The sequence below is a fragment of the Brevibacterium sp. S111 genome, from assembly GCF_004745075.1.
Taxonomy (GTDB): Bacteria; Actinomycetota; Actinomycetes; order Actinomycetales; family Brevibacteriaceae; genus Brevibacterium.
The window spans coordinates 50,345-65,085 of sequence record NZ_RHFH01000007.1 but is presented as its reverse complement, the minus strand read 5'-3'; the positions used below and the strand labels follow the sequence as shown (position 1 = coordinate 65,085).

At 65.8% G+C, this 14,741-nt stretch carries 14 protein-coding genes and 1 riboswitch; of the genes, 7 read left to right on the top strand and 7 right to left on the bottom strand.

The annotated features are described in order from the left end of the window. Positions 1 to 4: 4 nt before the first annotated feature. Positions 5 to 478 (bottom strand): hypothetical protein, encoded by a 474-nt coding sequence (locus EB836_RS09530; RefSeq protein ID WP_135539806.1) that lies wholly within the window; start codon positions 476 to 478, stop codon positions 5 to 7. A 133-nt stretch (positions 479 to 611) separates the two neighbouring features. Here EB836_RS09530 and EB836_RS09525 point away from each other — a divergent pair, with 133 nt between their 5' ends. Then, a complete protein-coding gene (locus EB836_RS09525; protein WP_135539804.1) occupies positions 612 to 1,196 on the top strand; it encodes a TetR/AcrR family transcriptional regulator in 585 nt (194 codons plus the stop codon). On the opposite strand, the gene EB836_RS09520 is transcribed toward EB836_RS09525, so the two are convergent. After that, a complete protein-coding gene (locus EB836_RS09520) occupies positions 1,197 to 2,105 on the bottom strand; it encodes an ArgP/LysG family DNA-binding transcriptional regulator (protein ID WP_167854412.1) in 909 nt (302 codons plus the stop codon). A gap of 70 nt (positions 2,106 to 2,175) precedes the next feature. Here EB836_RS09520 and EB836_RS09515 point away from each other — a divergent pair, with 70 nt between their 5' ends. After that, complete coding sequence (locus EB836_RS09515; protein WP_135539800.1) at positions 2,176 to 2,775, top strand: LysE family transporter; 600 nt, start codon at positions 2,176 to 2,178, stop codon at positions 2,773 to 2,775. Positions 2,776 to 2,817: 42 nt separating this feature from the next. After that, positions 2,818 to 3,537 (top strand): AAA family ATPase, encoded by a 720-nt coding sequence (locus tag EB836_RS09510; protein WP_135539798.1) that lies wholly within the window; start codon positions 2,818 to 2,820, stop codon positions 3,535 to 3,537. Positions 3,538 to 3,572: 35 nt separating this feature from the next. Here the strand turns inward: EB836_RS09510 and EB836_RS09505 are convergent, their stop codons facing one another. Next, positions 3,573 to 5,750, bottom strand: coding sequence for a YhgE/Pip domain-containing protein (locus EB836_RS09505; protein ID WP_135539796.1), 2,178 nt, complete (start codon positions 5,748 to 5,750; stop codon positions 3,573 to 3,575). A 115-nt stretch (positions 5,751 to 5,865) separates the two neighbouring features. After that, the gene (locus EB836_RS09500) at positions 5,866 to 6,726 is read right to left on the bottom strand and encodes an ATP-binding cassette domain-containing protein (protein WP_135539795.1); all 861 of its coding nucleotides are present in this window, start codon (positions 6,724 to 6,726) and stop codon (positions 5,866 to 5,868) included. A 369-nt stretch (positions 6,727 to 7,095) separates the two neighbouring features. Between EB836_RS09500 and EB836_RS09495 the strand changes: the two genes are divergently transcribed. Next, the gene (locus tag EB836_RS09495; RefSeq protein WP_135539793.1) at positions 7,096 to 8,175 is read left to right on the top strand and encodes a tellurite resistance/C4-dicarboxylate transporter family protein; all 1,080 of its coding nucleotides are present in this window, start codon (positions 7,096 to 7,098) and stop codon (positions 8,173 to 8,175) included. Positions 8,176 to 8,329: 154 nt separating this feature from the next. On the opposite strand, the gene EB836_RS09490 is transcribed toward EB836_RS09495, so the two are convergent. The 3 genes from EB836_RS09490 to EB836_RS09480 all read right to left on the bottom strand — a co-directional run bounded on the left by EB836_RS09490 (position 8,330) and on the right by EB836_RS09480 (position 11,000). Then, positions 8,330 to 8,941 carry a DUF805 domain-containing protein gene (locus EB836_RS09490; protein WP_167854411.1) on the bottom strand — a complete coding sequence of 204 codons (612 nt, stop codon included), beginning with the start codon at positions 8,939 to 8,941 and terminating at the stop codon, positions 8,330 to 8,332. Positions 8,942 to 9,122: 181 nt separating this feature from the next. Beyond that, positions 9,123 to 10,436: an MFS transporter gene (locus EB836_RS09485; RefSeq protein WP_135539789.1), complete on the bottom strand. Its 1,314-nt coding sequence runs from the start codon at positions 10,434 to 10,436 to the stop codon at positions 9,123 to 9,125. Between the two features lie 75 nt (positions 10,437 to 10,511). Further along, positions 10,512 to 11,000 carry a MarR family transcriptional regulator gene (locus EB836_RS09480; RefSeq protein WP_135539788.1) on the bottom strand — a complete coding sequence of 163 codons (489 nt, stop codon included), beginning with the start codon at positions 10,998 to 11,000 and terminating at the stop codon, positions 10,512 to 10,514. 115 nt (positions 11,001 to 11,115) lie between these two features. Beyond that, positions 11,116 to 11,244, top strand: a riboswitch (FMN riboswitch). Between the two features lie 114 nt (positions 11,245 to 11,358). Between EB836_RS09480 and ribD the strand changes: the two genes are divergently transcribed. The 3 genes from ribD (at position 11,359) to ribA (ending at position 14,621) form a co-directional block, all read left to right on the top strand. Further along, positions 11,359 to 12,504 carry a bifunctional diaminohydroxyphosphoribosylaminopyrimidine deaminase/5-amino-6-(5-phosphoribosylamino)uracil reductase RibD gene (gene ribD / locus EB836_RS09475; RefSeq protein WP_240689787.1) on the top strand — a complete coding sequence of 382 codons (1,146 nt, stop codon included), beginning with the start codon at positions 11,359 to 11,361 and terminating at the stop codon, positions 12,502 to 12,504. Positions 12,505 to 12,580: 76 nt separating this feature from the next. After that, positions 12,581 to 13,243 (top strand): riboflavin synthase, encoded by a 663-nt coding sequence (locus EB836_RS09470; RefSeq protein WP_135539786.1) that lies wholly within the window; start codon positions 12,581 to 12,583, stop codon positions 13,241 to 13,243. After that, positions 13,236 to 14,621, top strand: a complete 1,386-nt coding sequence (ribA, locus tag EB836_RS09465) for a GTP cyclohydrolase II (protein WP_135539784.1) — start codon at positions 13,236 to 13,238, stop codon at positions 14,619 to 14,621. The genes EB836_RS09470 and ribA overlap by 8 nt, the downstream gene beginning before the upstream one ends. Positions 14,622 to 14,741 lie beyond the last annotated feature (120 nt).

Below are 14,741 nucleotides of genomic sequence, written 5' to 3'. Positions count from 1 at the left end.
CGACTCAGCGCAGCGCGAGTTCGATGCCGAGCGTTGCGAGCACGCCGAAGAGCACTCCCCACATGATGATCGAGATGACCTGCCAGAAGGCGACGACATTGCGGTTCGCACCGAAGCCGACCATCGCCGAGGACGTGATCTGTGAGGGCAGGAAGGTCTGGCCGAGCAGCGAGACTCCCGGCACGCCGAACTTGTCGAACATGCGCTTGAGCCGTTGCCGTTTCGGCGACTCATCAGGTTCCTTGTTCTTCGTCGCCCTGTCGCGAATGGCACCGGTTCCATAGACGAAGGCGAGCATCGAGATCACATTGCCGATGACGGCCATGAGGATGGCGACGACCGGGTGGAGGCCGATCGCCACACCGATGACCGAGCCGAAGTAGGACTCGACGAAGGGGATGGCGGAGACGAGAAGGATGCCCGCCCACTGCAGCCAGTCGGGAATGGACGCGGCGAATTCCTGGAGGCTCTCGATCATTTCGGACTCCCTTTCCACAGGGTCGATGCTCTGTCTAGTACGGCGTACTAGTACACTGTACTACACTGGCGCATGGCCGCGCCGCGATTCGGCGGTCGCCTGGCATATGGTGGGATCACAAGGGAAGAGGAACATGGCTCGTCGCGCAGAGATCATCGAGGCCGCGATCAGGCTGGCCGAACGGTCGAGCCCCGGTCAGGCGAATCTCAGTGTGAGAGCCGTGGCCAAGGAGGCCGGGATCGGAGCATCGACTCTGCGGCACTACTTTCCCACTCAGGCCGCTCTGCACGAGGCGATCGCGCAGAGCTACATGGAAGTCGCGATCAAGGACTTCTCGATCGACGACGCGGCCCGCGATCCACGGCAGCGTCTCTTCGAGTGCTGCTCCCAGTTCCTACCCTCGCATGAGCATCGCGATCTCCAACTCGATGTCTGGCTGACCATGCACATCAGCGCCCTCGGGCCCGAGCAGCGTACGCGGGCCCGCCGGCTGATCGAACACGGCCATCAGGTCACCTATGACTGTCTCCACAGGTGGCTGGGCCTCCTCGCCGAGGAGGGCCATATCGATCCCGCCGAGGTGCCACCCTCGGCGACCGCCCTGTTCACGATGCTCGACGGACTGAGTCTGCATGCGATCATCGCCCCCGAGCGCATCACCGTCGATGCCGCCCTCGATCAGCTCAGATGGCTGATCGCGAAGCTGCTCGACGGCTGATCACCGCATCGTCGCTGCGGCACGGCGGAGAGCCGCGGTCAGCCGTGCGAGCTTCTCCGAAGCCAGCTTCCAATGGTGCCAGTACAGGGGCACGTCGATGGGCCGGGCCTCGGGGATCTGAACGAGATCGTCGTCGAGTTCGTCGAGCTGGAGCACGGGCAGCATCCCCCAGCCGACACCGGCTGCCACTGCGGTCGCGAAATCGGCGGAGCTCGGCACCACCGACATCGGCGGGGTCACCTCGACTCCCTCGCGGCGGAGGAATGACAGCTGCAGATCGTCGTCCTTGCCGAAGTTCACCATGGGCATCCTCTCCAGGTCCACCTCGGCGCCGGTGCTGTGCCTGGCCAGCAGATGCCTGGTGGCGACGGCGACATAGCGCATCGACCCGAGCCATTCGACCTCGGTCCCGTATCCGCCGACCTGCGCCGAGGTGATCGTTCCCAACACTTCGCCCGAGGTCAGGAGGCCGAGCGCCTTGTCCTGGTCGGCGAGCTCGATGCGGATGACGATGTCATCCCAGCCGGCCGCCTCGGCGAAGATCGGACGAAACCACGTCGCCATGGAATCGGCGTTGACCCCGATCCGCAGCACTGTGGGGATCCGGGCCGCGGTGCCGGACCCGGCCCGGTCGGCGTCGGTCCGGCCGGGTGCATCGATGTCGATGAGACGGTCCATCGTCTCGGCCTCGAGCAGCTCGACCTCCCGGGCGTACCTGAGGACCGCCTGCCCCGCCTCGGTGACGGTGATCGGATTGCTGCGGCGGATGAGCACCTGTCCGAGGCGGGACTCGAGGGTGCGGATGCGCTGACTCGCAGCCGAAGGCGTGATCCCCAGGACGAATGCCGCGCCTTCGACCGTGCCCTCGTCGACGGCCGCGGCGAGCGCCTTGACGTGCTCGATGTTCATGAAGCAATTGTGCATCAGATGAAGATTCTTGTGTTTTTCTTACCCGGCTGCGGACTCTAATCTTGAGTCCGTGCTCACTCATCTCGTCACCGGACTCCTCACCGGCTGGTCGCTCATCATCGCCGTCGGACCTCAGAACGCTCTCCTGCTGCGGCAGGGCATCCGGCGTGAGCACCTCGGCGTCGTCGTCACTATCTGCATCGTCGCCGACGTCCTGCTCATCGGAGCGGGCACGGTGGGCATCGGCGCGATCGTGCTCTTGGCGCCATGGGCTCTGGAGATCCTGCGCTGGCTGGGCGTGGCCTATCTGCTCTGGTTCGCGTGGACCAGCCTGCGCTCGGCACGCGCTGCCACCGGGCTCGAAGCGGACACCCAGCAGCGCAGCCTCAAGTCGGTCATCCTCACCACGCTGGCGCTGACCTTCCTCAATCCCGGTGTGTACATCGATACCGTCGTCATGCTCGGCAATCTCGCCAATCAGCAGGGCGAGGGCAACGTCTGGCCGTTCACGCTCGGGGCCATGCTCGGTTCGATGAGCTGGTTCCTCGCCATCGGCTACGGCGCCCGCGGACTCTCCCGGTACCTGGCCCGGCCGCGAGTGTGGCAGGTCCTCGACATCGTCATCGCGATCGTGCTCATCATCCTCGCGCTGCGGCTGGCACTCGGGTAGGCACGGCCGGCCATGTCAGGGCCGGCCGGTAGCCTCACCGACATGGATCCCCGCATCGATCTGCCGCTGCGATCAGTGAACAAGCACGCTCTGTCGCCTCCGGAGCTGAGTCCCTGGCTGCGCGAGCTGCCGGCCGTCCGCAACGTTCTGGAGGGATTCGAGTTCGAACGCACGACCGTCTTCGTCGGCGAGAACGGTTCGGGCAAGTCCACGATCATCGAAGCCATCGCTACGGCCCTCGACCTGCCGCACGGCGGTGGCTCCGACTGGGAGAGGCGCGATCACGCCGAGGCGCCTCCCGAGCTGAGCGACCACCTGCAGATCATTCGCGGAGCGTCAGCTGACCGCGGCGGCTTCTTCCTCCGCGCCGAGACGATGCACGAGAACATGGCCTACCTGCTGGACGTCGGTTCCATCCGCGGCCGCCAGTACGCCCAGCGGTCACATGGCGAGATGTTCGTCGACCTGCTCACGGGCAGATTCATGGGGCTGGGGCTGTGGATCCTCGATGAGCCGGAGAGCGCGCTGTCCTTCACCGCTTCGCTCACTCTTCTCCAGCTCATCCGCGAACGCCAGCGCAACGGCCTGCAGACGGTCATGGCCACGCATTCTCCGATCCTCGCCCGAGCCGAGGGGGCGAAGCTCGTCGAGGCCGGGGAATGGGGGCTGCGCGAGTCCACGTGGGAAGACCTCGACATGGTCGACCACTGGCGCCGCTTCCTCGACGACCCGCAGCGGTACCTTCGCTACCTCGACGACTGACCGAGGCGACCCCTTCCGCCGCGCCCGGCCCAGCACTACAAGCTCAGACTCGGGTGCAGCTGCGTGAGCGTGACCATGCGTTTGCGGCTGCACACGACGACGGTCGCTGCCAGGGCGATGAGCGTCATCAGCAGCAGAACCACCGCCGATTGCCCGGCGATGAACATATCGCCGCCGGCGATGAGCGTGCGCAGTCCGTTGACCGCGTGACTCATCGGCAGGAACGGCGAGATGATCTGGAAGATGCCCGGTGCCGTCTCCACGGGATAGGTCCCGCCCGCCGAGGCGATCTGGATCATCAGCAGCACGAGCGCGATGAGCCGCCCGACTCCGCCCAGTGCGGCCACACACAGCTGGTGGATCGCGTGGAAGTTCGCGGCGATGAGCACCGAGAACAGCAGGGTCCACAGCCATGCACCTGCCGAGAAGTCGAGGGCGAAGGTGAGCACGAGGTAGAGCACTGCGACCTGCGCGACTCCGAAGAGCAGACCCGGCACATATCCGGCCCAAGCGATGCGCGAAGACTTCGCCGATGAGGCCAGGGCACGATAGGGAATCGCGTTGAGGACCATGTAGGTGATCATGCCGCCGATCCACAGTGCCAGAGACACGAAGAAGGCTGCCAGGCCCTCACCGTAGGCATCGACGGCGTTGTCCTTGGACTTCTCCGCATCGACCGGCACAGCCACGACGTCCGACCGGTGGTCGCGGTCGTTCTTGTCGTACGTCGGGATCTGCTCAAGCCCCTTCTCCAAGCCGTCGGCGAGTTCCTCGGAACCGTCGACGAGCTTGCCCGCACCCTTGTCGAGTTCGGTCGACCCGTCGACGAGCTGCGAGGAGCCGTCCTTGAGGTCATCGGCTCCGTCCTTGGCCTTCGCGGTGCCGTCCTTGAGTTCGACGGCACCGGAATGGAGATCATCGGCTCCCGTGGCGAGCTTGCCCGCCCCGGCATCGAGCTTGAGCAGGCCGGAATGGAGGTCGTCGGCTCCAGTGGAGACCTTCTGCGCCCCATCGTCGAGCTGACCGACCTTCTTGTCCGCGGCCCTGATCTTCTCCATGACGGAATCGACGGCGTCGGTCACCGGGCCCTCGAGGCGCTTGGCTTCGTCCTTCGCATCGGAGGCACGCGTGTGCGCACTGTCGAGATCCTCGCCGAGGCCGTTCATGTCGTCCGCGAGTCTCTGCACATTCTCATCGTCCGGATAGTCCTTCTGCAGCTGCTTGATCCGGTCGTCCATGTCCCCGCGCACGGTGGTGCGAGCATCATCGAAGTCGCCTTCGGCACGTTCGAGCTTCGGCCGGGCCCCGTCGACGAGGTCATCGGCCTTGCGCTTGAGGTCCTCCGCCTTGTCCGTGGTCTCATCGGCGACGTCACGGAGCTCGGAGGTGCCGTCGGCGACCTGACCGGCCCCGTCGGCGAGTTCGCTCGAACCGTTCTTCGCCTCGGTCGTCGACTTCGCTAAGGTATCGGCGCCGTCGGCGAGGTCGCCGCTGCCCTTCTTGAGCTCCCCGGCGCCGTCGTCGAGATCGCCGAGTCCCGTTCTCAGCGTGCCGACGCCCTTGTCGAGCTCGGTCGTCCCGTCGACGAGCTGACCGGTTCCGTCGTGGAGTTCGACCGAACCGTCGTGGAGCTCCGCCGCCCCGTCTGCGGCCTTCTTCGTCTCCGCGTGGATGTCATTGAAGCCGAGGTAGACCTCGTTGACGTATTCGGACGTGGTCGTCTTGTTCAAACCCGAATTGATCTCATTGAGCACAGTGCCGGCCACTTGGCCGACGATGAAGTTGTGGGCGTCGTCGGTGCGCAGCTGCAGACCGGCCCGTTCCGGATCGTCGCCGCCGGTGGACACCAGGGCCTGTGAGAAGTCCTTCGGGATCTCGAGGATCGCGAAGTACTTGCCTTCGGACAGGCCCTTGTCGGCTTCCTCCTGGCTCGTCTCGGTCCAGTCGAATCCGCCCTCGCCCTTCGGGGTGATCTCATCGACGAGTTCATCGCCGGCGTGCAGGGTCTCGCCGTCGGAATCCGGCTTCTCCGCCCCGACGTCCTCGTTGACCACTGCCGCCTGCAGCTTGTCGAGATGGTCGGTCGGGTTCCAGTTCGAGGCCAGGTAGAGGCCGCCGTAGATGGCGGGGATGATGGCGATGACGATCATCGCCAGGCGCGTGATCGTGTGTCGTTTGAACCGTGAGAGCTCTAGCCAGGGAAGGGAGAACATACGGGAATCTCCTCGGGATCGAAATCGTGGTGGAGGACTGTCAGTGCGGATGGGGCCGCGGTCGGAACGCAGCCGGGAGCCGCCTCGGCGAGTGCAGGCGACGGTGCGGACATCGTCAGTGCCGCGATCGACTGTGGGGTCTCTGGCTGACGGGCAGCTCGAGTTCGACGACCGCCCTCGGCTCCGCGTGGGGTCCGAGTGATCGCTGTGCGATGTCGAATTCGCCGGCGTCCTCGCAGGAGACGATGACCGTGAGCGGCTTGTCCGGCTCTCGAGTCTTCCGCAGCTGCTGGTAGACGAGGATCCCCGCCCAGGCTCGCGCCCGGTCGGCTGATTCGCGCAGGTAGTCGATGTTATCGATGACGACGACGGGCGGTCGGCTCAGGCAGGCCAAGCCGAATTCGAGGAAGAACTTCTGCAGCTCGCTCAGTTCCGAGACGAAGACCTCTCCGTCGTCGTCGATGAGGAAGTCTGCCCGCTGCGCATCTGTGGTCGAGAACGTCCCTTCGGGCTGTTCGTCGATGAAGTCCGTCGCCGACTGCAGAGTCTCGCGGAACAGGCCGATGATCTCGCGCAGCGATGACTTCGACACCCAAGGCTTATACCAAGGCTGCAGCATGATCTGGCGTTCGGCGACGTGCTGGGCCACAGTGAAATCGTTCTCGAGGTCGGTCAGACCCTCGACATGTCCGACCGCGACCAGGCCGCGAACGGCGCGGGCCCGTTTGCGGATGTCGAGTTCGCCGAGGCGGCCCTCCCCCGCCGAGACCCGCATCCGTCCAGCGAGGGACAGGAGGAAAGAGGTTTTTCCGCTGCCGGCGGGACCGCGGACGATCGCGAGTCCGCCCTCCGGAATCTCGAGGTCGATGTCGTCGAAGACCTCGCCCTGCTTGCCTGACAGGGACCAATTGCGCACTGCAATCGACTGCTCGTCGCTGTCCGTGTCCTCGGCGAGAGTCTCTGTGGTGCTCTCCATGGCCATGGCTCCCAATCGTCCGTTCCCACGTGTCTGTGCGGGCTTGTCTGTCCTCGCGCCGACCCTCAGTGCCTCCGGGCGCCGACGCGCCGCTTATGTGACTGCAGACTACGCCACCGGAGGGGAACGGCGGCATAAGGAGGGGCCGACAGACTTCAGGTTACTCATAGGTAACTCTAGCGGATCGTCTCACGAATACGGGCTCAGAAAAAGGCGATTGTCGGCAATCGCACACCATCGCCTCCGCCTGCGGGCGCGATTCGGAGTCCGCAACGTCTCCTGTGCAGCTGCGGCACGATGCGGAGTACTAAGGTTGAAAGGAACGAATACGCAGATGGGAACGAATACGCACATGAGGACGAGGAGCGGATGAGCACGGCGGATCGCGGTCTCACGCAGCTGCACAGGGCCTGGGGCCTGAGCCCGTCGACGCTCGCACCCGGATGCTTCGCCTCGGTGATGGCCACCGGCATCGTCGCGGTCGGCGCTCAGCTCAAGGGGCTGCACCTGCTCAGCGTCGTCCTGTTCTGGCTGGCTGTCGTCCTCTACCTGTTCTTCATCGCCCTATCCCTCATTCGGGTGGTCCGCTACCGGGATGACCTGCGTGCCGACCTTCACAATCCCAGTCGCGCCTTCGGGTTCTTCACTGCTGTGGCGGGCACGAATGTCCTGGCCACAGCGCTGATCGGGCTCGGGGTGGTGCAACCGGCGCTGGTGCTCTTCGGCATCGGCGCCCTCTTGTGGCTGATCCTCGGGTACGGAATTCCGTTCACTGCGATCCTCGGCTCGAACATCCACCCGGTGTCCAAGGAAGTCAACGGCACCTGGCTGGTCTGGGTGGTGGCGTCTCAGTCCGTGGCCGTCGTCGCCTCGAGCCTGGCGATCGAAACCGCGAACACCGAGTTCTCCTCTGCGGGCTTCGTCGTCTTCCTCACCCTGGTCGCTGTGGTGATGTGGGCCGTGGGATTGGCGCTCTATGTCGTCTGCTCGGTGTCGATCTTCGTCAGGGTTCTGCGGCATCGATTCGGGCCTGAAGACCTCGACGCCCCGTACTGGGTGACGATGGGGGCCTTGGCGATCACGATCGTTGCGGGATCGCGGATCCTCGAACTCGAGGCCTCGCCGATCCTTGATGCCACACGCATGGTCGTCGGCGGATCGTCGACGCTGCTGTGGGCCTTCGCCACCTGGCTCATCCCGGCTCTCGTTCTGGCCGGAGCGTGGCGGCACCTCATCCACCGGGTGCCGATGAGCTACTCGGCGGGTCTGTGGAGCATGGTCTTCCCCCTGGGCATGTACGCGGTGGCGAGCATGTTCCTGGGCCGCTCGGATCGGTTGCCCGCGATCGAGTGGATCGGTCAGCACTGGTTCTGGATCGGCTTCGTCGTGTGGGCGATCGTCTTCGTCGCGATGGTCGTGTCGTTCGTCCGGACCGTCCGCCCCCGGTAGTCACCCGCGAGCGTCACCGCCTCTCGCAGGCGGCACAACGCCCCGCCGACGTCATCTCATACCGGTGCAACGGTGCGAGATGGCGCCGGCGGGGCGTGATGGTCCCGCAGCTGAACGACATGTCCTCAGCGAGACGTGATTGCCGGAGTGCGACTCAGGCGTCGTAGCGCTGTCCCTCGGGCTTCGAAGGCATGATGTAGAGCACGATGAGGACGATGCTGCCGATGCCCGTCAAGGACAGAAGGTACAGCAGACCTGAGTAGTTCGCATCATGAAGCCGGCGCCAGGAGATGGCGATCTGCGGTACCAGAGTAGCCAGGACGAAAAGCCCCATGAGCGTTCCACCGATCCCCATCAGAGCCAGGCTGGCCCCGGACGGCCCGGAGAACCCATACGGATCCGCCGATGCCGAAACCGACATCATGACCACCCCGATGATCAGCAAGATATACGGAATCAGAGCACCGAGACCGGTGAACAGAGACGCGAACCAGAACTCGCTGCGCGAGGCCCGGCCGTTGAACTTCACGTAGTTCTTGAAGAAGCGCTTGACGGCCTGGCCGAAGGAGGCGCCGTAGAGCGGGAGGGAGAGGTCATCGGGGTGGGCGGCACCGCGCGGCGCTCCGCCGAAGCCCTGCTCACCGGGCATTCCGGCGCCCGGCATTCCCTGACCGGGGACCCCGGAACCTGAGTTGTATGCTGCATTCGCGTCGTAGGACATCATGACCTTCGTATTTAGAGGATTGTTCAGGATCAGCAGCTCCAATTGTGCACCAAAGTCCGCCTCTGCCCCTATTTCCCACGGTTTCAGATCTGCAACACGCCTCTTCGTTCGCCCAACGGCCCTGCCTCGACGACAGCAGCGGCATCCCGAACGCGAACCTTCGAAGACAGCAGCGGCGCCCGAGGATCTGTCCTTCGGGCGCCGCTGGGAATGTCTCGATGCCTCAGGCATCGCCCCCGGTCAGAGCGTATGCTTCGTCGACCGGAGCTTCGTCGATATGGCCGTCGACGCGACGCAGCGTCTTCCAGCCCACCGAGATGACGACGACCGACAGCAGCACGGCTCCGGCTCCGAAGAGGTACGGAGAACCGGCCCCGATCGACTCGGACACGGCTCCGGCGACGATCGGCGCCACGGCACCGCCGACGAAGCGCACACCCGAGTAGGTGCCCGAAGCCACCGGGCGGGGCAGGTCGCTGACCTCCATCGCCGATTCCGTGAAGACCGTGTTGAGCACGCCGAGGAACATGCCCGCGACGATGATGCAGATGATGATGCCGACGAACGAGTCGACGAGGAACGACATGACACCCAGCAGCACAGCGAGCGCGACGAGGGTGACGATGAGGCTGCGGCGGCGCCCCATCCGCTTGGTCAGCTGCGGAGCCGCAAACACCGAGGTGACCGCCACGCAGATGCCCCAGCCGAAGAAGACGTAGCCGAGTCCCATGGCTCCGAAGTCCTCCATGCCCATCTTTGCTGCGGCCGCTTCGACAGGGAAGGGGCTGTAGGCCAGGAGGATGAAGAAGCCGAAGTTGTACAGCAGCGCGGAGACACCGAGCACAGCCACTCCCGGACGAGCGAGCGCCCGGAATGTGGCACTGAGCCTGATCGGCTCGGCAGACGGTCCGCCCGAGTTCGTGCCTCCCGGCAGCAGCACGACGATGGCGATGAAGCCGATGGCCATGAGGACTGCGGTGCCGAAGAACGGACCGCGCCACGAGATTCCGCCGAGCAGCCCGCCGAGGAGCGGGCCGGTGGCGATACCCACGCCCAGAGCCGCCTCGTAGAGGATGATCGCCCTATCCGCGCCGCCGGATGCGGCACCGACGATCGTCGACAGGGCGGTGGAGATGAAGAGCGCATTGCCCAGACCCCAACCGGCGCGGAAGCCGATGATCTGGTCGACGGAACCGGAGAATCCCGCGAGCGCGGCGAATACGACGATAAGGACGAGCCCGACGAGCAGCGTGGTCTTCGCGCCGATGCGCGAGGACAGGAAGCTCGTGAAGAACATCATGCCGCCGGTGATGAACAGGTAGCTGGTGAACAGCAGCATCGACTGGGCGGGAGAGGCATCGAGTTCAGCCGAGATGGCCGGCAGGATCGGGTCGACCAGACCGATGCCCATGAAGGCGATGACGGCGGCGAACGCAACTGCCCAGACGGCACGTGGCTGATGGAGGATGGACGCTCCCGCCCCGGTGTCGCCGGGTGTTTCGTCTCCTGTGGCTTCGTTGTCTGCTGACGCTCTCATCTGCTGGTCGCGTCCCCTTTCGTGTGGTGCCTTCTGTTGTGAGACCACGGGTGAGACCCGTAGTGGATTCGTCGCCTAGTCCACGTTCGCGTCCGACTCCGGTGCTTCCGCGGATTCGTCGACACTGTCGACCGGATGCCGATCTTTGAGGAAGTCCGAGACCAGCCCGAGCGCCCGATCGACGCTCTGCCGCTCCTCGACGCTGAGCGATTCGAAGTACGGCTGCATCTGATCGATCATGATCGAGCGGTTCTCGGCCAGCCGCTCCCGGCCGGCATCGGTCAGCGAGAACTGCGAGGCGCGCCCGTCGGTGGGGCTCGCCTCCCGGACGACGAGTCCGGCCTCCTCGAGCTTGGCGAGGAGCTTCGTCGCCGCGGGCTGTGAACTCAGGTACCCCTGGGCGAAATGCCCGACGCGAACGGGCTGATACTGCTCGACGACTGCGAGCGCTCGCAGGGCGGCCAAGGAGTTCTCGTTGCCGATCACTCGCCGAAACGCCCTGGTCAGACGTGACGAGACGACGACGAGACGCGATACGAGCTCTGCTGAATCCACATCATCCATAACCTCTTTATATACCCCGGTTATGCATCACGGCAAATCCGGCGCCGCCGGACGCGGAGGTCAGCTTGTGACGGACGCCACATCCGCCTCGGCGATGGTCGTGCTAATCTGGCCTCACATGTTCCGGGGACGGTGAAATTCCGTACCGGCGGTCATAGTCCGCGACCCGCTGGCATTCGTGCAGGCGGTTGATTCGGTGAAATTCCGAAACCGACAGTCAGAGTCTGGATGGGAGGAGCATGGTGGCCTCGGCCGCTGTGGAGCCGTGCATTCGCATGCACCGCCGTCAGCGTCCGGCCGCTCTGATGGTTGCACCCGCAATATCCTCCCTCCCGGCGAAGGCTCGGGAGGTTTTTTCATGGGCGCGCAGCTCACGGAGGCAGCGGAGTTCACCGAACTCGAATCCGCGGCGATGACCGCGGCCCTCAACGCGGCCCGCGAAGGATTCCGCGGGGCGAATCCGCTCGTGGGCGCCGCAATCCTGACCGACGACGGCCAGATCGTCACCGGCCATCACCGTGGCGCCGGCACTCCACACGCCGAAGTCGATGCCATCACCACCGCTCACGATCTCGACATCGACCTCTCCGCTTCGACGCTGTTCGTCACGCTCGAACCCTGCTCCCACTACGGTCGGACGGGGCCGTGCACCGAGGCGATCCGCTCCGCCGGAATCCCGTCCGTCGTCTTCGCCGCGCCCGACCCGAATCCGCTGGCCGCCGGTGGCGGTGAGATCCTCGCCGAGGCGGGACTCACGGTGCGTTCGGGACTGCACCGCGCGGACTCCCGCGCTCTCAACGCCCGGTGGGTCTCGGCGATGTCCGAGGGCCGGCCCTTCGTCACGGTGAAGATCGCGCAGAGCCTCGACGGGGCCGTTGCCGCCGCCGACGGGACCAGCCAATGGATCACCTCGGCGCAGTCCCGGGCGCACGCCCATGAGATCCGCTCTCGCGTCGATGCCATCCTCGTCGGCACCGGCACGGCGCTGGCCGATGATCCGCGACTCAACGCCCGCGAAGCGGACGGGACCGCCCTGCCGAATCAGCCGCGGCCCGTCGTGCTCGGTGACACCGAGCTGCCCGCCGAATCCTTCCTCGCGCTCAACCCCGACATCCTCCGGCTGCGCACCCATGACATCGGCGAAGCCCTGGACCGACTGCACGAGGAGAAGGTCCGCCACCTCCTCGTCGAGGGCGGGCCGCGGATCCTCGCCGCCTTCTTCGCCGCCGGTGTCGTCGATGAGGTCTTCTGCTATCAGGCGCCGCTGCTGATCGGCCCGGGCCGGCGCAGCATCGAAGGGCTCAATATCGGCACCCTCAGCGAGGCGCTTCGACTGGTCCCCGACGACACCGAGGTGCCCGCCCTCTCAACGCTCGGCCCCGACTTCCTGCTCCACTTCGCCACAGAGACGACACCACCGGGATCCGCCCCGCCGGTTTCAGAGTCGACAGGGGCAGGGTCGACGGGTTCAGGATCGACCGTCTCAGGCCCACCGGGCCCCTGACGACACGCAGCCGGCCCACCGCTGCCCCACTCGACACTCACTGTTCAGCACCACGACTTCAGCATCACGGAGGCACATGTTCACCGGAATCATCGAAGGACTCGGCACCGTCGAGACCATCGAGCACACGAACGATTCGGCCGCGATCACCATCGATGCCGGCGATCTCGTCGCCGATCTCGACCTCGGCGGATCGCTGGCCGTCAACGGCGTCTGCCTGACCTCGACGAGACGGTCCGCTGCGCAGAAGCCGGGACGCTTCACCGCCGAGGTGATGGGCGAGACGCTGCGTCTGACCGGGCTCGGCACGCTGGGCACCGGCGACCGGGTCAACCTGGAACGCTGCACACCCGCCTCGGGGCGCTTCGACGGTCACGTCGTCCAAGGCCACGTCGACGGACGCGGCGAACTCATCGACCGCATCGACCGGCCCGACTGGTCGACCCTGCGCATCGCGGTCCCGAACGACCTCGCTCCGCTGACAGCGGTCAAGGGATCCATCGCCCTCAACGGAGTGTCCCTGACCCTGACCGCCGTGTCCGAACCCTCGGCCCCCAACGCGTGGGTCGAGGTCGGCCTCATCCCGGCCACCCTGACCCATACGACCTTCGGCGAGCTCGAGGTCGGCGCGGCCGTGAACATCGAAGTCGATGTGCTCGCGAAGTACACCGCCCGCCTCCTGTCCTTCTCATCGTCTACGACGCACAACAGCACTCAGCAAGGAGTCGATCATGACTGATTCAGTCGCTCACGCCAGCCGTCTCGACCCGATCGACGCGGCCATCTCCGCCGTCGCCGCCGGCCGTCCCATCCTCGTCGTCGACGATGAGGACAGGGAGAACGAAGGCGACCTCATCATGGCCGCCGAATACGCGGACGCCGCGACGATCGGCTTCTTCGTCCGCCACACCTCGGGCGTCATCTGCGCTCCTATGACCGCCGACCGCGCCGGTGCCCTGCGACTGCCGCCGATGGTCACCGACAACGAGGACCCGAAGGGCACCGCCTACACGATCAGCTGCGACGCAGTGGGAGTGACCACGGGAATCAGCGCCGCCGAACGTGCCGAGACCGGCCGGGTGCTCGCCGCAGCGATCCCCGATCCGGCAGCGATCTCGCGGCCCGGTCACATCTTCCCGCTCGTCGCGAAGGACGGCGGGGTCCGCGAACGCCCGGGCCACACCGAAGCGGGTGTCGAGTTCGCGCGCCTGGCCGGTGCGCAGCCGGTGGCGATGATCGCCGAGGTGGTCCACGACGACGGTTCGATGATGCGCTTCGACGCGGTCCGTGACTTCGCCGATGCGAACGACCTCGTCATGGTCTCCATCGAGCAGCTCATCGCCTACCTCGATGCCCGGGATGCAGGCGGCGTCGACGAGGCGTCGTCGACGGGGTCTTCCGCACTGACCGGCACCGAGACCTCTGCAACTTCCGCGATGTCCGGCGCCGAGTCACCGGCGGGAGACGAGCCCCTGCTGACGACCGCGGAGGTTCCGCTGCCGACGAAGCACGGGAGCCTGCGGGCCCGCGCGTTCACGATCGACGGGCACGACCACCTCGGCGTGTTCGCGGGATCGTTGGACTCTGCATCTGACGGTCCGGCGCCCTTGGTGCGTGTGCATTCGGAGTGCCTGACCGGGGATGTCTTCGGTTCGCATCGGTGTGACTGCGGGGAGCAGCTCGACCGGGCGCTCGATCTCGTCGCCGACCGTGGAGGGGCCGTGATCTACCTGACCGGGCATGAGGGCCGCGGGATCGGACTGAGCAACAAGCTGCGTGCCTATGCGCTGCAGGATCAGGGCCGAGACACGGTGGATGCGAATCGTGACCTCGGGTTCACCGATGATGCCCGCGACTACCGTGCCGCCGCAGCGATTCTGCGTTCGCTCGGTCTCACACGCATCCGACTGCTGACGAACAACCCGGCGAAGACGGCAGCACTGGAGAAGCTGGGCATCACGGTCGAGGCGGTGGTCTCGCTCGAGGTCGCCGCCCGCCCGGAGAACACCCACTACCTGGCCACGAAGCGCGAACGCATGCACCATGCGCTCACGCTGCCCGAGGTCACGGGGACTGCCCGCGACAGCGCCGAATCCACCGGGGCCGTCGCCAGCTGACGCTCAGCCGCCGGCCCTGGCGGCACCGATCATACGAAGACCACGACGGGGTCACCGCACTCTCGTCAGGAACGAACCAGGCTCTTCCGAACCCGCACGACAGGCTCACCCGAGCCCTTG